This window comes from Paraburkholderia sabiae (assembly GCF_030412785.1).
Taxonomy (GTDB): Bacteria; Pseudomonadota; Gammaproteobacteria; order Burkholderiales; family Burkholderiaceae; genus Paraburkholderia; species Paraburkholderia sabiae.
Map to the genome: position 1 here is coordinate 4,111,222 of NZ_CP125295.1, position 22,109 is coordinate 4,133,330.

Annotated in this window: 23 protein-coding genes and 1 pseudogene; 14 read left to right on the forward strand and 10 right to left on the reverse strand. The window is 56.7% G+C overall.

Going from position 1 to position 22,109, the window contains the following annotated elements:
• Positions 1-383: 383 nt before the first annotated feature.
• The 3 genes and pseudogenes from QEN71_RS44780 to QEN71_RS18455 all read right to left on the reverse strand — a co-directional run.
• Positions 384-833: pseudogene (locus QEN71_RS44780) on the reverse strand (TniQ family protein); the annotation flags it as partial.
• Positions 830-1,885: an AAA family ATPase gene (locus tag QEN71_RS18450; RefSeq protein ID WP_201659630.1), complete on the reverse strand. Its 1,056-nt coding sequence runs from the start codon at positions 1,883-1,885 to the stop codon at positions 830-832. The gene QEN71_RS18450 and the pseudogene QEN71_RS44780, both read right to left, overlap by 4 nt.
• Positions 1,886-2,118: 233 nt before the next feature.
• Positions 2,119-4,710 carry a DDE-type integrase/transposase/recombinase gene (locus tag QEN71_RS18455; RefSeq protein ID WP_233472114.1) on the reverse strand — a complete coding sequence of 864 codons (2,592 nt, stop codon included), beginning with the start codon at positions 4,708-4,710 and terminating at the stop codon, positions 2,119-2,121.
• 1,146 nt (positions 4,711-5,856) lie between these two features.
• Here QEN71_RS18455 and QEN71_RS18460 point away from each other — a divergent pair.
• Positions 5,857-6,552, forward strand: coding sequence for a hypothetical protein (locus QEN71_RS18460; RefSeq protein WP_201659624.1), 696 nt, complete (start codon positions 5,857-5,859; stop codon positions 6,550-6,552).
• A 130-nt stretch (positions 6,553-6,682) separates the two neighbouring features.
• Here the strand turns inward: QEN71_RS18460 and QEN71_RS18465 are convergent, their stop codons facing one another.
• Both QEN71_RS18465 and QEN71_RS18470 read right to left on the reverse strand, forming a co-directional pair.
• Positions 6,683-7,999, reverse strand: coding sequence for a TniQ family protein (locus tag QEN71_RS18465; RefSeq protein WP_233472117.1), 1,317 nt, complete (start codon positions 7,997-7,999; stop codon positions 6,683-6,685).
• Between the two features lie 13 nt (positions 8,000-8,012).
• Positions 8,013-8,492: an HAD domain-containing protein gene (locus QEN71_RS18470; RefSeq protein ID WP_201659619.1), complete on the reverse strand. Its 480-nt coding sequence runs from the start codon at positions 8,490-8,492 to the stop codon at positions 8,013-8,015.
• A 285-nt stretch (positions 8,493-8,777) separates the two neighbouring features.
• Here QEN71_RS18470 and QEN71_RS18475 point away from each other — a divergent pair, with 285 nt between their 5' ends.
• From QEN71_RS18475 to QEN71_RS18520, 10 genes are all read left to right on the forward strand, one after another.
• Positions 8,778-9,005: a DUF6471 domain-containing protein gene (locus QEN71_RS18475; RefSeq protein WP_233472113.1), complete on the forward strand. Its 228-nt coding sequence runs from the start codon at positions 8,778-8,780 to the stop codon at positions 9,003-9,005.
• Between the two features lie 294 nt (positions 9,006-9,299).
• Positions 9,300-9,608: a BPSL0761 family protein gene (locus QEN71_RS18480; RefSeq protein WP_290468214.1), complete on the forward strand. Its 309-nt coding sequence runs from the start codon at positions 9,300-9,302 to the stop codon at positions 9,606-9,608.
• 501 nt (positions 9,609-10,109) lie between these two features.
• Positions 10,110-11,630: an IS21 family transposase gene (gene istA / locus QEN71_RS18485; protein ID WP_201662948.1), complete on the forward strand. Its 1,521-nt coding sequence runs from the start codon at positions 10,110-10,112 to the stop codon at positions 11,628-11,630.
• Positions 11,631-11,635: 5 nt separating this feature from the next.
• Entirely contained in the window at positions 11,636-12,424 is a 789-nt protein-coding gene (istB, locus tag QEN71_RS18490) for an IS21-like element helper ATPase IstB (RefSeq protein WP_201662945.1), read from the forward strand.
• 96 nt (positions 12,425-12,520) lie between these two features.
• The gene (locus QEN71_RS18495; protein ID WP_233472195.1) at positions 12,521-13,327 is read left to right on the forward strand and encodes a metallophosphoesterase; all 807 of its coding nucleotides are present in this window, start codon (positions 12,521-12,523) and stop codon (positions 13,325-13,327) included.
• A gap of 155 nt (positions 13,328-13,482) precedes the next feature.
• Complete coding sequence (locus QEN71_RS18500; RefSeq protein WP_201662232.1) at positions 13,483-13,758, forward strand: hypothetical protein; 276 nt, start codon at positions 13,483-13,485, stop codon at positions 13,756-13,758.
• A gap of 116 nt (positions 13,759-13,874) precedes the next feature.
• Entirely contained in the window at positions 13,875-14,978 is a 1,104-nt protein-coding gene (locus tag QEN71_RS18505) for an HAD domain-containing protein (RefSeq protein WP_233472194.1), read from the forward strand.
• Between the two features lie 185 nt (positions 14,979-15,163).
• On the forward strand, positions 15,164-15,451 hold the full coding sequence (locus tag QEN71_RS18510; protein ID WP_201662229.1) for a hypothetical protein: 288 nt from the start codon (positions 15,164-15,166) through the stop codon (positions 15,449-15,451).
• On the forward strand, positions 15,435-16,097 hold the full coding sequence (locus QEN71_RS18515; protein ID WP_201662226.1) for a hypothetical protein: 663 nt from the start codon (positions 15,435-15,437) through the stop codon (positions 16,095-16,097). The genes QEN71_RS18510 and QEN71_RS18515 overlap by 17 nt, the downstream gene beginning before the upstream one ends.
• Before the next feature lie 130 nt (positions 16,098-16,227).
• The gene (locus QEN71_RS18520; RefSeq protein ID WP_201662224.1) at positions 16,228-16,494 is read left to right on the forward strand and encodes a hypothetical protein; all 267 of its coding nucleotides are present in this window, start codon (positions 16,228-16,230) and stop codon (positions 16,492-16,494) included.
• Positions 16,495-16,909: 415 nt separating this feature from the next.
• Here the strand turns inward: QEN71_RS18520 and QEN71_RS18525 are convergent, their stop codons facing one another.
• The 3 genes from QEN71_RS18525 to QEN71_RS18535 are packed head-to-tail and all read right to left on the reverse strand — an operon-like array spanning position 16,910 to position 17,786.
• Positions 16,910-17,128, reverse strand: coding sequence for a hypothetical protein (locus QEN71_RS18525; RefSeq protein ID WP_201662221.1), 219 nt, complete (start codon positions 17,126-17,128; stop codon positions 16,910-16,912).
• Positions 17,128-17,475, reverse strand: a complete 348-nt coding sequence (locus QEN71_RS18530) for a hypothetical protein (protein WP_233472193.1) — start codon at positions 17,473-17,475, stop codon at positions 17,128-17,130. Before QEN71_RS18530 ends, QEN71_RS18525 begins: the two co-directional genes overlap by 1 nt.
• Positions 17,472-17,786: a hypothetical protein gene (locus QEN71_RS18535; RefSeq protein WP_201662218.1), complete on the reverse strand. Its 315-nt coding sequence runs from the start codon at positions 17,784-17,786 to the stop codon at positions 17,472-17,474. The genes QEN71_RS18530 and QEN71_RS18535 overlap by 4 nt, the downstream gene beginning before the upstream one ends.
• Positions 17,787-17,851: 65 nt before the next feature.
• Here QEN71_RS18535 and imuA point away from each other — a divergent pair, with 65 nt between their 5' ends.
• Together imuA and QEN71_RS18545 are read left to right on the forward strand one after the other, a co-directional pair.
• Positions 17,852-18,562: a translesion DNA synthesis-associated protein ImuA gene (gene imuA / locus QEN71_RS18540; RefSeq protein WP_201662215.1), complete on the forward strand. Its 711-nt coding sequence runs from the start codon at positions 17,852-17,854 to the stop codon at positions 18,560-18,562.
• 45 nt (positions 18,563-18,607) lie between these two features.
• Complete coding sequence (locus QEN71_RS18545; protein WP_201662212.1) at positions 18,608-19,570, forward strand: SOS response-associated peptidase family protein; 963 nt, start codon at positions 18,608-18,610, stop codon at positions 19,568-19,570.
• Between the two features lie 38 nt (positions 19,571-19,608).
• On the opposite strand, the gene QEN71_RS18550 is transcribed toward QEN71_RS18545, so the two are convergent.
• A complete protein-coding gene (locus QEN71_RS18550) occupies positions 19,609-19,920 on the reverse strand; it encodes a hypothetical protein (RefSeq protein WP_201662209.1) in 312 nt (103 codons plus the stop codon).
• A 181-nt stretch (positions 19,921-20,101) separates the two neighbouring features.
• Positions 20,102-20,440: an H-NS family nucleoid-associated regulatory protein gene (locus tag QEN71_RS18555; protein ID WP_201662206.1), complete on the reverse strand. Its 339-nt coding sequence runs from the start codon at positions 20,438-20,440 to the stop codon at positions 20,102-20,104.
• 169 nt (positions 20,441-20,609) lie between these two features.
• On the opposite strand from QEN71_RS18555, the gene QEN71_RS18560 reads away from it, so the two are divergent.
• Positions 20,610-21,371, forward strand: a complete 762-nt coding sequence (locus tag QEN71_RS18560) for an H-NS family nucleoid-associated regulatory protein (RefSeq protein WP_201662235.1) — start codon at positions 20,610-20,612, stop codon at positions 21,369-21,371.
• Positions 21,372-22,109 lie beyond the last annotated feature (738 nt).

The window sequence follows — 22,109 nt, forward strand, 5'->3', positions numbered from 1 at the left end:
AAGCACGGATTGCCCCTTTCCGAGCGCCAGTAATCAACTTCTGAATTAACGACACCAAGATGATTCGCAAATCGCCTGGAATTTCCATCGAACAGGGTTTTGATGGCATGCTGCACAAATTTGCTTGGCGAACAGCCGTTGGCAAACGCATCGGGATGTTGATGGACATCATCCAATAATTCTGCAACCAGACGCGCGGACCGTACCTGTTCTTGGCTTGCTCCTCTGGTCGTGTACCTCGCAAGATTGGAGCCGTCTAGACGGGATAAGCCTGGAACACAGAACTTGTATTGTGTCGTATCTCGAGAATATGGGGCGATTTGGAGAAGAACATTGTGATAAGGACAGGCCTCGACGCAATCAATTGACCAAAGCAATCGGTTGTATTTTGCGTGACCAGAAAATTCGTCATCCCGGTAACAGCATGCGCAGAAGCGCTCAGTTTTCGAAAGCAGCCTGAACGAAGAAACAACAGATCGTAACGGAAGCAACGTTCTTAGAGCGAGGTCGTTTCGTAGCGTAAGTCTCTCAAGTGCGTCGACCCAAGCTATTGCGGTCTGCGATACCCCGTTCATTCTTAAATCGTAGTAGCTATTTCTTATTGTTCGTTGCGTATCCATCGGTTGATCACGAAAGAGAGGTGCGATCGCTTGCATGGCAAGAGACCGTGGATGTAATCCGTGACACGCACTTAGTCTATTGTAGTAGCTTGAGAGGCCTTCGTTCGTTCCTCCGCTGCAACCCTCCGGCGCTAAACTAAAAAACGCAGACCGCGGGGGGCAATCCTCAGGCCACCCCGGAGGAACGCTCAAAAGGATTATCGAATTGCTCATCGAGTGAGATGACCATTTAGACCCTTGCTTTCTGCGTCTTCCTCTTTTAACCGATGAAGAATTTGATCTTCCGTTTCGTACTCGATCGCTCGCTCCATACAAAGAAAAGGTTGGATTCGCTCTTCTCCTCGCAGCGTCTCTTTCGCGAATGTCTTGTGTGCTTCCTTAGACGGCATCGATTTTAAGAATATCTTTTCGCTCCACCGTGGATATCGCTCTTGCGCACAGGTCGCGGCGGCCTCTCTGAGTACGTCGATGGACTCACCGGGCAACCCAAAGGTGCCATGAAACAAGTATTCAAGATTTCTCTCTAAATCGATTTCGAAGCGATATGGCATGGCGGCCGCAACTGACTTGATGAACGTTGTGTATTCTAAGAAGTCGGCATCGCATCGTTTATACCGACTATAATGGACAATGCTAACGCGACGAGCTAGCTGACCGCTTGCGTGAATGAGCTCTTCGGATCCGTATGCACCTAGCAACAATAGGTTGAAACCGGAAAGGTTGGACAAGTATTTAAGCAAGTTTCCGTAATGCAATGGCCCGGTCGATGAGTGTACGAAGTGGATCGCTTCATCAAGTATAAGGTGTTGAAGATTTCGCCCGGAGACTGCCGCTTGAAACATAAGACTGCTACTTCTGGCCAAGTTATATGTTTCATCTAGAGATTTTGGAATTTTAAACCGGTCTAGGGCGGTGGGTGCCAACAATGCAGAGCAAAGTCGAGCGTAAAGCACTGTCATATTTATCTCAGTTTCCTTGTCTGCTGGATTCACTTGTACCATGACCGCCGGAATGATGGCGGGATTCTCCTGTATCTGGATCTTATAGAGTGACAGGAGTTGTAGCAGTTGCTTCCGGCCTAGCGATGACTTCCCGATTCCGGTAGGGCCAACGACCATCGTAATCGAAAGTCCCACACCTGCAGTCATGCGCGGTCGCACTTTGGCGACGACTTCCTGCAGGTTTCTGTGAGGGATTACAAGTGCGTCCATATAATCCTCCTTGTCCTTTTCTGATCCTGCAATCGCCTGCTCGCGTGTAAGCATTTGAGGTTCCTCCCTCACGCGGGATCGTCATTGGCAATGATGCTCGACGATTTGCCAGTTCCTGATGAACAACAGACAAACGTCGTCGCTGAACGTCGTGCATACTCTTCCAAGAATAGCTGCAAGTCGCTTGCGATCTGCTCAATGCTTCTATGGTGGATCACGAGTAAATTAATCTCGTCGTGTACGTATGCTATCGTTTGGTTGCGCGGAAACATTGAATATCCTCCTTGTCAAATTGATTTCCTTATTGGCAGGGACGCGTAATCTACATTGAACCTAGGGGATTTCTTCTTATTGTTTGAATGGACTTGACTTGCTGCTGTACCATTAGCCGAAGATCCTGAAGATGCAGGGGCTTCGGCAGCGGCATCTTGCATCTGAGAGTCGTGCTCGTCGCGGCTTAAGACGGCCGTGAGGCCCGCCGGTCCGTAAATTTGTCGTGTAGCTGCGGTTGCTTCAGCTGCGGTGGGTAGATTATGCTCAGCCAACACCCCTTCAAGAACCGACTCGAAGCATTCTGCGGGTGCAGATTTAAGCCTCAATCGCACCTCGTAAAGGGCATAGCGCAACTCGATCGCTGTGAGGTTCCGGTAGCGGAGCAGCAAGCTCGAAATACACTTGTGCCATAGCCCTTTGATTACCACGTACGCGACACTTACGTCCCACATATCAACGAAGCTTTCGACTTTCGTTTTTTTATGGCGTTTCGCTGCGAATTCGTCGGTCCAATACCATATGGGTCCAATCTTTATCCCCATTGTTGGATTGATTGAACGGGTGCCTCCATTTGAAACCGGAATCAACGTTTGCAACATGAACTGAGTGTCATATGGTCTGAGTCTTGAGAGACGCCTCCCCGTCTCCATGAACCGCTTATGCATATACTGCTCGGGAGTATGGTCATGCGCTGGATGGGAATCTTCACGGTTGTACTGCACGAAGAAGTAATGTTCTAGAAGGCCGTGCAAATGAACAAATGAGAGATGCTTAGCGTTAATCGGGTCGACTGACCGTGTTAAAGTCCGTACGTGCTGCATGGCTTTCGTGTTGCCCACTAGGTTATGAATAAGTTCGGTGTTGGTCGACCCGAACAGGCGCTCAATGACAAGACCGAACCGAGACTCATGTGCTGGCCGATAATCGATGGTGATATCATTGAGATCACAAAACCGGTCAAAAGCCTTTGAGAGGAACTCTTTGCCGTTGTCGCAAACGATGAAATCCGGTACACGTTTATGAAGAGCGACCATGGCGCGAATGGCCATCATGCAACTCACGGTACTGGGCGGGTGCGCAGCGAGATAAAAGCCCAAGACCGCTCGCGTTTCTTCGTCGATCAATACGGTAAGCCACGGACGTAGTTTGTATATTCGGCCACCAAATCCTCGCACCTTGATGAAAATATCGAGCTTGGTGTGATCGATGTGGACTCGATGGAAAGGTCGGCCTCCGTGAATCTTGTCATGACGATGCAGATACCAAATCGCAGGCTCCTGGTTGTATGCACGGCGAGAGCCTTCCCTTTTTCGGATATCACGAAACTGAGCGGATCGAAGATAGAACGTGTTCTTCGAGCAGGGCTTCAGTTTGCGCTCCTCGCAGAGTTTTACAAAGACCCCGAAGCTATGGGATTCTTTCGGGTTCGTGGGATTGTTTGCACCGCAGGCTACTTCTTTGATTAGATCGAGAACGTCATCGACAATTTGAGGACCTCGTCCCCCGGGCCTCCCCGGAACCAGAGCAAGCATCTGAAGCGGCTTTGAATCCCCAGCATCGCGCTTCTTTTTCTGCCAGCGCTGGATAGTACGCACGTCTTCGACATGTGAAACGTCGGTATGCTCGAGGATAGTTAGCAGCTTGAACCTGTAATGTGCCTTCCGGACTTGCTCATCGGTAATGCGCGGGCTACCGTCCAGCAGTTCATCTGTGCCTTGTGATGTCGAAAGCAACTGGATATCGCCCGAATACATCAGTGTCTGGAAGTCTTGATCTGATAGGTGTTCAAATACCTTGGAGGTGAAGTCACGAAAAAAGACCTTGCCCTCTGGCATCGCAGTGACGGTGTACACGTCAGCTTTTCCGCGAAAAATGAATTCGGTCCCTATGTCGACCGTCATGACAAAATGAGTCGAGACCGCGTGTGGCGGAGGGCGTCGCCATTTGGCCGCTTCCAGTTGCTCCCTTGTCAGACAAAGGACAACCATGTGAGGGTCAGAAAGATCATCGTATTCCAGATCAACAAAGAGACGCTGATCAGCGATAGATTTCCAGATATCGTCGACGCGAAATCGACCAACTGGCGTTGGCAATACGATATCTTCATTCCACGGCGTGTTGTCATCGTACGCCTCGCGAATCAGGGCGGAAAAACTTATTGCGCCACCGCGTTTTATTACAACCTTTTCGATTGCCGACCAGGCGTCGTCGGTTACAGGACGCTGGTCGTCATTTAGAAAGGCCGCGAGGTGCTCGAGATTCGACGCAAACAGGTCGTCGTGTTCGGCCGACGAACGAAGACAGAAAGTAATCCCGAGAGTCTTGAAATATTCTTCCCGTTCAGGACAATGCCACGTTCCTTCAACCTTGAAGAAGCGTTCGGGTTCCTTCTTCGCGAGTTTCAGAAGTTCTTGTTCAGTCTTCCATTCCTCAACGATTGGACCGTAGTCGGTGAGGCGAAGCAGATCAGGGGTGTACCGAATATTATAAGTATATTCGGTTACTTTACCGTCGTGTCGCGAGGTGCGTCGGGTGACTCTCGGAATTCCAACGTTTAGTGGCTGACAACAAAACTCGCGGGTGAATCCGTCGAAATCGGCTTTCACAACGGCTGGGAACTCGACCCGCCTGCTTTCTGTCTCGATTCTTCTCCTCATCTTTCTTGAGGTATAGCGAGATCGGACGTTTCTACCAGTCCCTGGAAACTTTCTAGTTGGAGATTCCCGCAGAGATCGAAGTATGTATTCCCGCCCCGCTTCTGGTGTACCCCATTCTTTCATGGCCTGTCGACGCTCGTCGTCCGTGTAAGGCTTCGCGGACGCGAGTGGACTAGCATCTATCTGTTGCTTTTCGTTCTGCTTCCAGATTGAAATGGGTGCCAACGTAACTGGCAGCTCTATTCTCATTCTGGTATCTCAGCATGCTTTGGAACTTGGGTGGGAGGCGCGTGGTTCTCGTGTACCAACTTGGCTATTTCGGCTTTTGTCTTCCATTCGCCAACGACGACGCCGTCGTCCGTGAAATGTCGTGGATCTGGGATATGAGGACCACGCGACGCGAGGCGAGACAGGAGCAGCCGTTGTCGCGTGCATTGTTCAGCTGTCGAGACAGAGGCTGGCGAATCCAGCAGATTAGTCTTCATAGCCGTCTCCCAAAACCTCCGCTACATGAGCGATGCACTGCCGCAAGTGGATATCGGATGCGGGCACGAACTAGCTCCCCACATCCGCCGTGTTGACGATATGGTTCGATACTGCGTATGGTGTAGTGCATGCCTCTTCAATGAGCCCGCGTCGACGATCAAAGTAATCGTCGACAAAGGGAAGATTCTTCCGCGTACATCCCGACTCCTGCCGTCTATAAAACGACATCTGCTGATACGTTTACCCGTCACGATAGGACAATTTCTTTTCTTGTGACGTGACATTTGGAGAGAAAAAATGTTACTAGAGGTCGTATGTGCTTTTTCGCCCGTATCAATTGAAGACCGCGAAGCTGGCTACTATCTCCAGTTCAATCCGTGGGAGTCTGTCACAACGGATCATGCGACTCGCGAGTCGGAGTTAAATTTCATTAGATGGCGACTCTTCTTCTGGCTCGCAGCAGAGACCGCGGGAACAAGCAAGCCACACACAATGGCGAGAGTCATGTGTAGCGCGAGAGATAGCTTTCCCGCAGTCAAGCAACGTTTCGCGCGAATGAGTCGGTGTGCGCAGTCGTTCGATGACTCCGCGACGCGAAGGAACGGTGTCGTGGCCGTGTACAGAACTAGATTCGAGGACCAGAACGCGCTTTTCGGCGAATTGATAGACGGTGCGATTTGGGAACTAGCAAAGACATGTCGTTGGAGCCTTGCTGAGCTTGAAACGAATTTCTTGTGCAACGTGGAACGGATGGGCTTGCACGTAGATGACCCTAGGCTTAATGCTTATATGGATCACCAGGCGTTCGAGGGTAGCAAAACTTCGGTCCGACGCCGATTCTTCGGTCGCTCAAGTCAATGGGCATGGCTCAGTTGTATATTTTTTCGCATGAAGCGGGCCGAGGCGGTTGGCAATGTTGAAAGATACGCCATTGCATACAACCAATTGCAATCGTATCTCGGTTTGGGGCGCATGATCGCGTCGCGTGAATATCGGAGGGTCTACAATGTTGAGATGGTGATATTTCATCATTTTTGCGTTATGTTTAGCCTGTTCTTATCGAAATGGCATTCTCGAGTTCTACTTCACAATGGGGCGAACGTTGATATGAAGAGTGTGGTTGCTTTCCTCAACCGGCAGGGGTTGCGGGTCTGGGGTCAAGAAGTAGGCAAGAAAGGGGACTTGCGCTACATCGCTGGAAGGCCATTTAAATCCGCAGTGGGAGAGAATTGCTTGGAAGGCGAGGGGGATCGTTGGGTTGAAAAATATATGCTGAACCTCAGTCACTTCGGTCGCTTGAAATAGCGGATGAGCATGCGAATGTAGCAGGGGATGGCAGACCCGGCTCCATTGCAAGGGTACGTACGCTACGGGGGCAATCGAGAGCGGGAATCATCAGAGACAAACGAATCTCGCGAGAATCCATCCGCGTGAATTACAGTGTCCGTGTTTTCCGTATTGCTCGTTTCTCGTCTGCGTAGGTGAAAGAAATGCGCAGTTTCTTCAGGGGCGCCACCACTTTTCTCCGAGACGGATACGTACCATTTTTCGACAGCGCTAAGCAAGATTGCTTGAATGCGTCGTCCTTGGCGTCGCGCATCGCTTGCGAATTGCGGTTTACGAACGATCGATGCGCATTAACCAGCGATTTGTTTTGTTCTGGGAAAGTCTCGCGAAGAAATTTGGGAGACACTTCGAGGTGGTTTGCGGCTTCTTGGGCGCTGGCGCCTGGGTTCGACGTCGTAAAACGCACGAGGGAATCAAGTAGTTCGGATTGAGGCGTTTTGTAACCGACTCTTCGCGAGAGCCTAAATAGCCCGTAAGGCAGCTTGCAGGCTCGACGTAGTCGCAGACTAGCTTCGCTTCCCAAGATGACATCTGCGATAGCGCATTCAAACGCGTATGCGATTCGAATCAAGCCTGCTAGGCTAGGCAGGATGCCGTCGTGCATCCATCCGTGTACTTGAGACTTGGAAAGTCCAAGGTGGAGTGCAAGGGCCGCGGAATTCCCATTAAAAAGAGCGTCCGCCGCATGTGTCAAAAAGGCTGTAATCGAAGACGCTTTTTGCGCATCGATGGGAGTTATCTCGTCTATAAAATTTGCGACCAGTCCTGCACAAATTACGTCAAATCCTGGCGCTCTTCCGCTGGTAAACCTTGCTAGACTGCTGCCGTCGTTCCTCGAGATGCCGGGCGCCGTGAACGGCATGCGGCTGTGGCACTTGCCTCTTGCCTCAGAAGTGAGCAGGCGTTCGTGTTTGGGACATGCGCTGACACAACGTACGGTCCACAGAAGCCGGTCGTATTTCTGACGTCCGGCCAGTTCGTCTTCGGCATAGCAGGTTGGACAGAAACGGTTCGTGTGCTCGATTAGTTGATAGGAGGACACGAAATGTTTAAGAGGGAATAATGTCAACGACTCAAGATCTGATCGCGCGGTGAGCTGATTCAAACAATCAATCCAGCGAGCAGCTTTCGTGCTCAACCCGCAGAGCTCAAGGCGATAGCACTCATCGGCCATTGAATCCGCTGAATTCTTCGACGCAACCTCCGTTAATGGGACTATCGAGTGATAGGCCAGAGAACGTGGTAATAGAGCGTGCGCATCTGAAGTTCGTCTGAAAAAGCTTACAAGGCTTTCCCGCGTTGCTCCGTCAAAACCGTAGGGCGTAACTCCAAATAGAAACGATCTTGGCGGAAGGTCGACTGGCCAGCCTTCGGGCCGATCTTGAGTCTGTGCGGACTGTCGCATCACTTACGGTTTTTCAATGGGAAGCAACTGCGCTCAATAGGAAGCGGCGGAATGCGCGCACGGCTTGACGGTCGGCCAGGCCGATTTGCGGATCGAGAAGGAACGTAATGTGACGGAGGTGCTTAGGATATCGGGCGTCTGCGTGATCGAGTATGACTACAGGTACGTTCGAGTTATCGGCTGTCTCACTTGCCATCGAAATGCGGTGCGGTAGTGTGGGACATAAACTGGCATGCGGCAGGATTGAACCGGTAACTCGTGTTGAAAGTGCTTTAGGCAAACGATTAAGACACTCGTCGAGACCTACGGTGTAGGTCCACCACGTGTTTAGTACTAGCCATAGGCTGGCACAATCCACGGCGACTTTTCCGAGTGCAGAATTGCCTTCAAAAAGGCGATGTCCGGGGGCGTCGAGGACCGGCCTGTTCTCTTGCGTGAAGTGCACGGCGTTAGGGTGTAACACGCCGTCAAAATTAAGTAAAAGCAGAATCATTGCGTCACTCCAGCTCGAATCCTGTTCGATATGACGCCAGTTGCATTCGCTGACTGCTCCGTTGGACAAAGAAGCGATGTTTGGGAAGGCGGTTCGAACTCTTGTTCCTTAACTCATCGCATATTCGGTTGCGTCGGAGCGCGGGACCGGTTACCTGCGGTCGAGGTGTCGGCGGTCATACTGAGAAGAGTCTCAAATAAGGCGCTAAAGTCGCATATGTGGGATTATAGAACCATATTCGAGAGAGGCAAGGAATAATCCGCCTTTTTGCGGGGTCATGGGCGGATGGACTGGTATCAGGTAGCGAGAAACGTGCTTCGTGCCGAGCTTGTTCGGCACGGCGTTAGCTATCGACAACTGGCGGAACTACTTGCTGATGTCGGAGTAAGCGAGACCGAGCGATCCATCGCCAACAAGCTCTCTCGCGGTAGCTTCAGCTTTGCGTTTTACCTGCAATGCATGCGAGCTTTGGGGCGAACGGATTTCCGTATAGACCTCACCGACGTAATCTAGGCCTCATTATTTCTACGGTTCCCGGGCTTTCATCGCCTTTCCTGCTGACGTCCGGATGAGTCGGTCTCGCGCGAGACCGACGCTGTCTCGGCGTGGACCGTCGTCAAAGTCGTGCGCCGCTTGCGGTCCTGCGCCGATCATTGATCCGACTATCCAATTCACAATAGCCTGAAAAAGCTTAAATCTCGTCTTGTAAATCTCATATACGAGACTATAGTCTTGAAAATGAGGCTAGTGGTTGCTCGATCTTAGGTTGCCGGCGGGGACGTTCAGCCAAGGAGCAGGGGGAGTGAGATGACAACGCCCGCAGAACGCACACGCGCGGTGCGGGGGACGCGACAGTTCCTCGAGACACTTGCTAGTCACACAGACCAGCTCAATCACCTTCTTGTCCGCACCCTTGCTATTCAACTCTTGCGCCATTTCCCATCAGACGCTGACCTCGCACTCTCAAGCAGTTCGCTTCCAACCCTGTGGGGAACGATGCACGGCGGTTGTTCTCAAGCGTCGACTTCAGCAGTAGCGCCAGACGTTCCTAAAGTCGCTGATGACCGGGTGCGCAAGAGGACGATGAGAGGTGCAGATAACGAAACGACATCTTGAAGAGCAGGAAAAGCGATGAACAAGTACCGTTCAGCACGTCCGTCAATGTTCTGAATTTTGCGATGTGCATGGTGCTGCTGCTAGTTCGTCTCATCCAATGGCGAGGGGACTACCTGAGTGATCGCGGGCCACACGCACTCTTCCTCGCAACGGCGTTCTGGTCCGTCCGCCCGCCGCACCGCGCCACGAACGCTAAACAGTTCGCTCATCCACTGGCGAACCCTGATCCGGTCAGTGTGATTCTGCCAACTGAGAGTTGCGAGTGGGAAGAAAGGTTTAAGGTGTCACCGTGCGGCACTATGGAGCCATTTCGAGGGCGGCATAAAGGCGCCACCTGAGGGGCGGCGTAATGGCGCCACCTCACGTGCGGCGTAAAGGAGCCACCCGAAAGGCGGCGCATAGGCGCCAGCAGCACCAGGGCTAGAGCGCGATTCGAACTTTTCAAGTCGGTACGCTCCGTTCTATTTGAACGGAGCGTCCATGGCCAACAGGAGGTTCGAATTGTTCGAGTACCGCCAAGTCCTTGTCCGCATGCGGCAAGGCGATTCCGACCGCGACATCGCTCGCGGCGGCTTGATGGGACGCAAGAAGCTGACGACTGTGCGGCGCCAGGCCGAGGCACGGGGATGGCTCGATCCCGCCCAGCCGCTGCCGGATGACGCAGTGATCGCTGGCGTTTTTGGTCGCTCGCCGCACTTGCCGCACACCTGCGTGTCGACGGCAGAGCCGTTTCGTGAACAGATCCGAAGCTGGGCGGCCGCCGGCGTGCAGGGCACCACGATCCATGCCGCCCTTCAGCGCAATCACGGCTACACCGGCAGCTATGACGCCGTGAAGCGCATGCTGCGTCGCCTGGCCGCCGAGCGTCATCCGGTCGGCACGACGACGATCCTCGAATTTGCGCCAGCGGACGCCGCCCAGGTTGACTTTGGCGCCGGGCCGGTGCTCAGGCACGAGTCAGGCCTTCCGCTCAAGACGTGGATCTTTGTGATGACGCTCTGCTGGTCGCGTCACCAGTACGCGGAGATCGTCCTGGACCAGACGGTCGAGACGTGGTTGGCCTGCCACCGGCGGGCGTTTGAATGGTTCGGCGGTTGCCCTGGCCGGGTCATCATAGACAACGCGAAGTGCGCGATCATCAAGGCCTGCCGTTATGAACCCGCAGTCCAGCGCTCCTATGCCGCGCTAGCCGAGGGATATGGATTCCGGATCGACGCATGTCCACCGCACGACCCGGCCAAGAAGGGAATCGTTGAATCCGGAGTCAAATACGTCAAGAAGTCCTTCGTACCACTACGCGAGTTCCGGGATCTGACCGACGCCAACCGGCAATTGCGCGAGTGGGTCTCCCAGCAGGCGGGCACCCGCGAGCACGGCACGACCCGCGACCAGCCACTCGCGCGCTTTGCGATCGAACGCCCGCTGCTCACGCGGCTGCCTGACGTGCCGCCGGTGCTGGCAGTGTGGAGCGAGGTGAAGGTGCATACCGACGGCCACGTCGTCTACAAGAACGTGCTCTATTCAGTGCCCTTCACGCTGGTGGGCAAGCAGTTGTGGCTGAAGGCCACCGACACGGTCGTGCAGGCGTTCCACCGCCACGAGCTCGTCGCGACCCATCCGCGACTACGCAAGCCTGGCGACCGCCATACGGTGCGTGATCATCAGCCGCCAGAGGCGCAGGCATGGCTTGAACATGACCCGCAGTGGTGTCTGGCGCGTGCAAAGGACATCGGGCCTGCCTGCCACGCAGTGATCCTCGCAATGTTCAACGACAAGGTGCTCGTCAACCTGAGGGGCGCGCAGGGCCTTGTGCGTTTGCGCGAGAAGTACGGTGATGTGCGCCTGAACGCCGCCTGCGAGCGCGCACTCGCGTTCGCGAACCCGAAGTATCGCACCGTCAAGACCATTCTCGACAAGGGACTCGATAGCGAGCAGGCAGCCACACAAACACCGGCACCATCCGACACGTACCTGAACGGCGGTCGCTTCGGCCGTGATCTCCAGTCCATCCTTCTGCACTGAGTGTCATGAATCCAAGTCCCGAACTGAACACCATCCTCAAGCAGTTGCGCCTGTCCGGGGTCCTCGACTCGCTTGAGCAGCGCAACCGGCAGGCAATCGAGGGGCAACTCGCTTACACCGAGTTCCTTGCCATGCTTCTGCATGACGAGGTCGCACGACGCGACCAGAAGAAGTTCGGCGCGCGGATCACCCGCGCCGGCTTCGCGCTAGGCAAGACGCTCGAGACCTTCGACTTCGACCGGCTGCCAAAGCTAAACCGGGCGCACGTTCACGACCTCGCCACCGGCCGCTACATCGACGAGAAGGTCTGCGTCCTGATGGTCGGCCAGACAGGCGTCGGCAAATCGCATCTGGCGCAGGCGCTCGGGCATTGCGCCGTACGCCAGGGTTGCGACGTACTGTTCATCACGCAGACGGATCTGCTCAAGAAGCTGCACGCAGCGCGCGCCACGGATCTCTATGAACGCAAGTTCCAGCAGTTCGTGCGTGTGCCGCTGCTTATCGTTGACGACTTCGCGCTCAAGCCACTTCGCGCACCTCATGACGAAGACTTCCATGACCTGATTGCCGCCAGGTATGAGCGGGCAGCCTCGATCCTGACTTCAAACCTGGACTTCAGTGAATGGGGTGAGGCTTTCCCTGACAACCGCATTCTCGGAGCCGCCACGCTCGACCGCCTTCGTCATGGTGCCTATCGTGTCGTCATAGAAGGCGAGAGCTTCCGCAAGCCAAAGCCGATGCCTGAAAGCAGCGAAAATGCGGTTGCTAAAAACGGTAAAAGACCGCAATCTTGAAACTGTTCGAATCCGCGTTTTACCCCGTTTCTGCTGGCGCCATTACGCCGCCCATCCCCGGCTCCATTACGCCGCCCCGTGACATAAGGAACAACGATGGTGATGATGAAGGTGAGCCGGGCGGGAAAGCGTGCACGATCCCCGATGCGTATCCAGATCGCGTCCGACTTACATCTGGAAAACCTGCACCGGAGCTTTCCTGGCTATAACCCGATCGCGCCGTCCGATGCGGACGTGCTGGTGCTCGCGGGAGACATTGCGAATCGTGCGGATGCCGTCGAGCATTTTGCGCGCTGGCCGGTACCGGTCATCTACGTTCATGGCAACCACGAAGGGTATGGCGCGAAGTACGGCGCGCTGGCCGATGACATCCGCAAGCGTGCGACCGGGACCGCGGTCCGTTACATTGAGCGTGATGTGCTTGTCGTGGATGACGTGAAGTTCCTCGGCTGCTGCCTGCGGACCGACTATGCGCTCGATAGCACGCGCGACGAAAGCATGGCGCTGGCCGACCGCATGATGCATGACTACCGTGCGATCCGCATCGACGATAGCGAACGGTTCCGGCCTGAGCACGCGCTGGCCGAGCACAAAAAGGCGCTGGACTGGCTGCAGGACCAGCTTTCGAAGCCCTTCGACGGCCGCACGGTCGTGGTGACCCGTCACGGCGTGGCACCGCCGTCAGTGCATCTACGCTACGCGGGTGATCCGTTCAACGCCGCATTCGTCAGTGACCTGGGGCAACTGCTTGGCCACGCCGACGCGTGGATTCACGGCCACGTGCATGAGTCGTTCGATTACTGCGTCGGCGGGACGCGCGTGATTGCCAACCCCCTCGGCTATGCGAAGAGATGCCGGTCGGCCCGAAGTGGGAAAACCCGGCGTTCGATCCGGCGCCGGTGATCGCGCTGTGATTGCAATTGCCGGAGCGCGTTGCGTTTAACAGGGGGACGACGGACCGACCCGGCCGCCGCAGGCAATAAGAGGTACCCGACGGCCGCAAAACACGGCCACACCGACGCGATGTCCGCGTCGCAGACCAAATGAGGAGCAATAGCATGACCGAGATCGAAAGGCTTGCAGAAGCAGCGTCGGGGCAGTACGCGGACCTCGAAAGGATCGGTTGCCGGGCCGTCAACGCGCTCCGATCAAGTGACCCGGACTTGGTCGAAGGGCTCCTTGCTACGTGCGAATCCGAGAATCAGGCCGGCCATTGGCTCGTGGGCCGGACGATCGGATTCGGCGGATCCAGCGCACTTGAATTATTGGCGCAGGGCAAGCGGGAGCATGTCATTCAGGTTGTGAACCACCTGCGCTTCGGTTTGTGTAGTTGATGATGCCGGGGGTCTTCAGGGGCGGTCTGGCAGGAACGCCTATGGGGCCTCGTGCTGGGGTCCCGGTTGTTGCGACTTTGCCCAAGCCGGCTCGCACCGGGGGCTGGGTGCTGTATTTGGACTTCGATGGCGTGCTGCATCCGGAAAATGTCTGGCGGCGTCCGGGAATCGGGCCGTACGTCGCGACGCCGCCCGGGCATCGCGTATTCGAGCTTGCGCCGCTTCTCGCTCAGGCGCTTGAGCCGTACCCGGACGTTCAGATCGTGCTGGCAACGAACTGGGTCCGCCTGCTCAGCTTCACGCAGGCCGCCCGACGGTTGCCGGCCGGTCTGCGCGCGCGCGTGATCGGCGCGACCTATCACAGCAGGATGGATACTGCCGCATTCCTTGAACTGCCTCGTGGCGTTCAGGTCCTGGCGGACGTGAGTCGTCGCAGGCCGGCTGCGTGGCTCGCGCTCGACGACGATGCCGAAGGCTGGCCACCCTCGTGCAGGGCACACCTGGTCCACACCCGCGAAGTGCTTGGCATCAGTGCGCCTGACGTTTTCGAGGACTTGTGCGGAAAGCTTGCAGATATGTATGGCGACGGTGCGCCGAGTGCGCACCGACCACGAGCGGAGTTGCAGAGAATCGCGGGGCAAACGGGAGCCGGTCATGCAGGTCCTAAACCACCTACGTTTCCGCCTGTCTCCATGAGGATGCCCGAACCGATCAGCGACGCGCTGGCAGCGAACCGCGCAGCCGATCCCACGGTGCTCCCCGCCCTGTTTCTTGACTTCGACGGGGTACTGCGTCCCGTCGGCGAGCCCGCACTTGACGACGACTTCGGTCTGATCGACAACCCGGGGCTCTTCGTCTGGCGTCCGATCCTGGAGGCGCTACTGGCTCAGTATCCGGCCGTGCGGATCATCATCAGCTCCGACTGGCGAAGGCTGTTCGACGACGCAACGCTGATACGGCTACTGGGGCCATTGGGCAACCGGTTTGCGGGGGTGGTGGAGAGTGTCGGATCGTGCCGGTCTGAGGAGATCCTGACGGAAGTTCGTCGGAGGAAACTGATTCACTGGCTCGCCATCGACGATCACGCGAGCGTCGTTGCGACGCAGGCGACGGAGCGCCGCTTTATCGCCTGTGCGCCCGCGCGTGGTCTGAGTGACCTGACCGTACAACGGGCGTTGAGCGACAGGCTGTCGGCGCTTGACGACCAGCTAGTCGGGTAGGTTCGCTGCGCGCTTTACGGGATTCCCGCGAGACAGCAGGACATACACACTGCGTCGGTTCCCGCTGGTCGTCCGTATGCAAAAGACTACGTCCATAGGGGAGTCGGTGAAAGGGCCGCTGGCAAGCGTTGGCGTTGAGCGAAAAGACTACAGATATAGGGAAGTCACTTCGACAGGGAGGCCACGTGACCAAGGCAAACCGGCGAAAAAGACGGCGACAGGCATTGCCGCCGTACGAGAGCAGCGAGCAACTAGAGGCGCGCCTGAAGGCTTTCGCGCTCGCCACCCGTGAGTGGGCGATCAACGCTGCAAAGATACCGTTCCCTGACAACAACATCTCGGTACTGGCCGGCCCGACGAGACGTGTGCGCCCAAAGCCCCCGGCGTCGAAGCGGGGGAGGGCCATCGACAGCCGTCCGCGAGACGCGGAAGAGGTTCCGCCCGAGGAATCGCCTGGTGACGCTGATGTTTGACTATCGCGGCGTCGACCGGGAACAGATCCCCGTGTGTGTATGCGACCGGTGTGGCCGGCGCATGCACCACACCGACCCGGAACATGCGGAGAAGCAGTCGCTGGCGTGGCGGACGGGCATGCACTCGATCTTCGGCGACGGCAGGAATATCCGGGTTGATCTTTGCCAGCATTGTTTGCGACGGGTGCTGGGACTTTGGCTGCAGATATCTGAGCCCCCATCGGAGGACGAGAGGCGTGCATTCTCCCAGGCGTTTCGTGACGAACTGCTCGCCAGGGACTGGCCCGACAGCGAACGGGTCGCAGCACGGCTGGGTGTGTCGTCACAGGACGCGGCCGCATATGTCCATCGTTTGAGAACAGAGCGCATCATCCTCGGTGTATGGAGCAGGCCGCGCCGACGCTATGTCTATCCGGATTTCCAGTTCGACCGCGAGGGTCGTCCAATTCCTGACGTTGCAACGCTGCTCACAATCCTTCCGGACCGCGATGCAGAAAGCGGCGGATGGGAGAACGCGTTCTGGTTGTACTGGCCGTGCAGGGTTCTCGATGGTGCAAAGCCGGCAGACGTCTTTGCGGAGGATCCGAAGCGCGTGATCGACGCAGCGACCGGCGAGTTCAGGCAGCCGAAAGACGCTGCATGGTAAGGCATGCAGACCATTTCAGTTTTTTGCTTTCGCCGTGCAGTGGGTAAGGTGGCATGTGTAATCCTGCAAAAAGGATCATCAGGTTGTACTAGCCGATTTGACCGCGGAACAGATTTCCAAAAGGAAGGCCATGAGCACCAAAGACACTATCCGGTCTCAGGAGAAGGCCGGCAATCTGCCTGGCTGGCAGATCTATAGCGAGATGTCCGAGAAGGACGATTTTGTCTATCTTGAATTTGAGGGTGGCGTTCAGGTTGATGTAAACATGATCGGCAGTTTGTGGGGGCACCCGCCAGGCACAGTCGTGCTGCGTCTGCCGACGGCTACGGCGCGCCAGTTAGGGATCGTTCCGCAGGAGTGGACCGGGGATGCTTTTGCCCGGGCATCGGAGGAGTAGTCCAGTGCGCCAGGACTCAGCGTGTTCAGGTCCATGGACTCGTTGCAGGATTGATCGCCCAGGCGTACACGCGGGAATGAAACGGAGTTCTGTGATGGAGCGATGTCGTAAGGACGGGCGTCACGCGGTGCAGGGGTCAACCGGCGATCTGGAACGGCAGGTAAAGAAACTGGATGGGCCGCTTGACCGGGCGCGGATTACGCTTAAGCCCGTTGACCCTGCGGTGCTGCGCGAACAGCGGCAAAGGGAAATATGGTCACGATTGGGTGTCTGTCCGGACGGGCAAGCACCATCTACGGGTTCGACTGACAATGAATAAAGGCGAATCCGGTTGAGCAGAGATAGAGGCGGGGAGAATGACATGCGAGAGCAGATGCGCCAGTCGACATACTTTTGCATAGGCGCGCGCATCTCTTCACAAATGATTGTCGACCCACGCCCGTGCCCATTCGAGGCCGATGTGTTCCGCGTTCATCTCCGAATCGGCAATGCCCAGAATGCCTGACGCCTCGGCGAACTTGCCAGCCTTCGTCACGGTGCCGCTGGCGGCATAGCGTTTACGCTCGGGTGACGCTGGCTGCTCGAGAATCGCGTGGCCCCACAGAACGTAGCCCCGATAGATCTCGCTTTGCATCAGCGTTCCACCTCGGCACGCATGGTCCTGCCGTCCACGCGAAGCACGTTCCCCTCGGGCGTCAACTGACGCGGAATGTCGTCGAACGTTGGCCGGCTCGCCTGACTTGCCGCACGCACGGGAGCGGCAGAAACAGGGGCGTGCGCAACCACACGTCGGGGCGAATGGCGATGAGCCATGCGTTCGGCCGTTTTCTCATGGTTAGACCCCTTGCGAGACGGCTGATCGTGATGCCCGCCAGCCGCGCCGCGCGCCTCTGGCGGATTCCAGATTTCAACGTATCGTTCGCCGGCGCATGCGGCCGCGACCGTTATCAATGCCGCCAGTCCGCAGATCACTGCTTTCACCGGTTGTTTCTCCGAGCTTGCATGGCAAGGTGTGTTGAACAGCTCATCTGCTGCGCGACACAGCTGCCGTCGCACCCTGAACAAAAATGTCGGTCGCGTACAGACTCATCGACCCGCCACGCGATACCGGATGGCGAGGCCGTGCCGACCGAGCGGCCATTTTCGCACGCGTAAAAACTCGGCTCACCGGCTTTCCCCTGGCGAATGGCGACGTCGATCACGTCGTCGCCAAATGCGTCGCGAAGCGACCGCACGAATTCTGCAACTTCCGGCATCGGGTGAGATTGCGGCTTGCGAACTCGGGCGTCCATATGGCTCTCTGGCAGGTCGATCAGTCTATGATACTGTATATTTATACAGTATTGTTGTCACACCCATGAACGCATCACCTGCCTGCCCGGAAGATATCCATCCGTCGATCTGGCGCGCGTCGCAGCTTGCGCACGGGCGCGGACGGGTGGTGGAGACGGGGTACCCCGTTCTGTCGCGCGAATTGCCCGGAGGCGGATGGCCAGTTGCGGCGCTGGTCGATCTTCTTGTTCAGCAGGCGGGCATCGGCGAGTTCAGGCTGTTGCGACCGGCGCTCACTGCGATCGCAGGCGGGTCGATTGCGCTCCTCAATGCGCCGCATCTGCCGGATGGACTTGGACTGCACTACATCGGCGTTCCGGTTGAGCGGGTGATGCTCGTCAAGGCTGCGAATAGTGCGGATGCCCTGTGGTCCGTTGAGCAGATCCTTCGGGCGGGCACCTGCAGCGCCGTCATTTTCTGGGCGCAGCAAGTGAAGGACTCGTCGCTCAGGCGGCTGCATCTGGCGGCGCAGTCGACGGAAAGCCTTTTCGTCATGGTGAGGCCGCTCGCGTCATCGCAGAACTCGTCGCCTGCGACTTTACGGCTCGCATTGCGACCGACGTACGACGGACTGGTGATTGACATCGTCAAGCGTCGAGGTCCCGTGCTGGCCGGCCCAATCTCCGTGACACTGCAGCCGACGCCTGTTCTGTTTTCGAACCGGGGTCGGGCGGCGAAGCCGGCGCGCGAAGGCGCAGACCACGTTGTTGGCGCGCTTGAGCGGGCGCACGCTTAGCGCGTAGACTGGCTGGCGAAGTTCGCCGCACTGACTGGAGCGACTATGTGCTACTCGGCGCAAATTGAAGCTGACTACAAACGATATGTGCGGACGTTCGGCGCACACATGGATATCCGGGAATTTGCGCGGCTCTACTGGGAGCGCGCCGACGGACGACTGAACGCGAAGATTCCCAAGGCGATGGACGACTCGTTTCGCTCGCCACAGTCCGAAAGTGAACTCGAGATCAGACGGCTGATCGATCAGTACAACGCCGGTCAGGCCAAGAGGCTCGAGGAAGAACTGTTCAGGCAACGCGCGAGGCTCGTCGCGGCAGAGCGAACGCTGCAGACAAAACAGACGAAAGCGGCGACCGAAAGCAGGCGCATCGCTGGCGACAAGATCGAAGCGGCGCTTCGCCGGCTTGATGACATCAGGCGCAGCGAGAGCGAACCGCGAGATTCCCGTATCTTCCCCGGACACTATGCGCCGGTACTTGTCGTCGAAGATGGGCAACGGGTCGTGAAGCCCATGAGGTACCAATGCCGGATTGCGGGTAAGCCGGCGAACTACGATCTCAAATTTCCTGGTACCTACAACGCCAGACGGGATAACCTTGAAGGCTTCTGGAAGCCACTGTTCGGATATCGACATGGTTTGGTGATGGTCGACGTTTTTTACGAGAATGTGAGTCGGGCAAAGAAGGAAGGGCGAGAACTCGGGGAGGGTGAAAAGGACGAGAATCTGGTGCTTGAATTCAAGCCTGCCGATGGGAGCACGATGCTGGTCGCATGTCTGTGGTCGAAGTGGTCGGCACCAGGCGAGCCCGATCTGCTTTCATTTACCGCCATAACGGACGAACCGCCAGAAGAGGTGGCAGCTGCCGGTCATGACCGATGTATCGTGCCGATCAGGGAAGCGCATCTTGACGCATGGCTGAATCCCGACCCCACGCGCCTGGACGCGCTATACGCGATACTCGACGACAGGGAGCGGCCATATTACGAGCACCGGATGGCCGCTTGACTGGCTGGCTGGCTATTATCGTTCGTCGGGACCGCCAGTCAGTTTCGCTTCCCTTTGAGGGTGAAAGGCGCGAGCAATGCCTCCATGTCGAGCTGATGCCCCTGAAGCAGAAGCAGGCGCGCGTGGAGGACTGTGTTTTCGAGAACAAGCTTGGCGGTGCTCAGGAGATACAACGCATGGACGTCGGAGACGGACATGCTTGTCTCTACGTTGTGGTGAGGCTCAACGAGCGAGCTGACAATGAGCCGTCTGAGTTCCTGTTCACCAAACGGCAGGTCTGCATAGTCGATGGGATCTTCTGCTTCCACTTCGCGAAGCATGTCGACAAGCATTTCCGTGCTCACTTGCATGAATCCTCCCGGGAATGAAGGTCAAGGTCAGTGCGGTCGAGGCTTTGTTCTGTGCAAGCAGATTACCAATGCCGTTCACCTTGGTCCAGCATCGGCATCGATGGCCACATCGGGCGTGCCGTTTTGGCATATCAGACTCAGCGGGTTTTCCTGACGTCAGTCAGGCGAACCAGGCGCCTACTCACACGTCTCGATGCAACGGCTGCACGGCCGCTAGCCGACTGCCTGCAAACGGGTCCTGACGCCAATCCACCTTCGAACGAGGCTCGGACTCTGGCTGTGCCTGGCGCGCGACGGTAAAGTGGTCCAGAGTCTGACCCGCGCTAATGGCCTGCTTCAGCCATAGCGGCATCTCACCGTCGCCTGACCAGCTTTCTCCCGTAGCACTGCGATATCGAGCCGCCTTCTGCCGGATCTGGTCTTCGGCGATCGCCGCCGCGAGATCATCCAGTTCGATACCGACTTCAGCCATTCTGCGGCGCAGGTAAGCGACCATACTGTCGCGCTTTCGCTCATCCATGAGATTTCCCCGTTTTACGAATTGCAGCCACTAGCGTGCGATGCAAGCGCTGTGCCTTGAGATTACCACTCCAGTTTGGGTGCCGCTTATAAGGGTTTATCGCTCGATGGCCCTGTTTGCACGGTTATATGGCATAGTGCCGCCAACACTAACGACGGGGAGAAAATCAATGGCAACACTTGAAAAGGTTCAGGCACAGATCGCAAAGCTCCAGGCTCAGGCGGAAGCGCTAGCCGCGAAGCAGTCGTCCGGCGTGATCGCGAAGATTCGCGCCATCATGGAAGCGCACGGTTTGACGACTGCCGACATCGACGCGCATATCGGCGCTTCGACGAAAGTTGGACGCAAGCCGGGCATCAAGGTTGCGGCCCAGCCGTCCGCATCGACAGCAAAGTATCGCGACCCGAAAAGCGGCGCGACCTGGACGGGCCACGGTCGCGCGCCCGCATGGATTGCCAGTGCGAAAGATCGCAACAAGTATCTGATCGCAGGCAACGCTGTCGCTTCGGGATCTGCGATGGCGAAGAACGAAAAGGCTGGCAATTACGTTCGCGGCCCGCAGGCGCCGAAGTACCGCGATCCGAAGACGGGAGCTACATGGAGCGGCCGCGGTCCTGCACCCGCATGGCTGGCCAGCGCAAAGGATCGCACCAGGTTTCTGATTGCAGGAGCGGTTGAGAACGCTACGGAGTCGAAGCCTTCAGTAGCGAAGAAAGCATCGGCGCCGGTGAAGAAAGTCGCTGCGAAGAATGCAGCCACTAAAGCGGCGGTTGCCAGAAAGGGTGCGGCGAAGAAAGCTGCTACCAAAAAAGCAGTCGTGCATAAGGCAGCAAAGAAAGTGACTGCGAGGAAGGGGGCCGTCAGCGTCGACGCGCGTAGCACTGTTCCTGTTGATGCATCCGGAGTCGTCAGCGAGACGTCTGCTTCCTGATTGATTTTCAGGTATTACTGGAGTTACGAGCGGGACCTCTGCGTCCCGTTCGCACATTTTCGTCTCGATTCTCCCTTCGTGTGCTAGGTCTGCAGCGGCCGACAGATTGCCGAAAACCAGAGATGATCGGCTGAGTGCGGCCATGAACGGCCAGTCGCCACCGGCACGTAGATCGTTAACAATTGTGGCTTCACATTTGCTCCGGCCATCTACAGATGAAGGTATCGCGAGATTTCGGAATCGTTGTCCGACGAGCCGCGCTCACAGCCAAGAACGTCGATCTCTCGGTGGTTATGGTTGAATTCAATTTGCGGACATACTTTGACGAATCTAGCAATCTGATTTCGCTCGGTCCGTTTTGCGGCGGAGATGCAGCAGACGCGTGCGTGAGGTCTTTGGAAAAACTCGGTCTCGCGTACATCGACGATTTTTTCATCTTCGAAGGGTTCGTGCCCGACTGGTGTTCGGTCGAAGTATCTTGAAACTCAGCCGCCGACGAAATGCTTCTGAACGGCCATGATCGGCCGGTCGAGGTCGTCGTCCAGTTTGGCTGACCGAGGCCTCGTCCGCCCTCGCTCAATGGCCGGTCTTCGGTTAGCAGATCGCAGGTGGCATTGCCTCCACGCGGCCAAGAGGCGTCATTTGCTCGTACTGTCGCGCAGACGTTCAAACGTCGGCTCGAGTCAGGAACCGGCCGTTGCTTTCGCAAGAGTCGGATTGCTGCTGTTGGAGCGATCG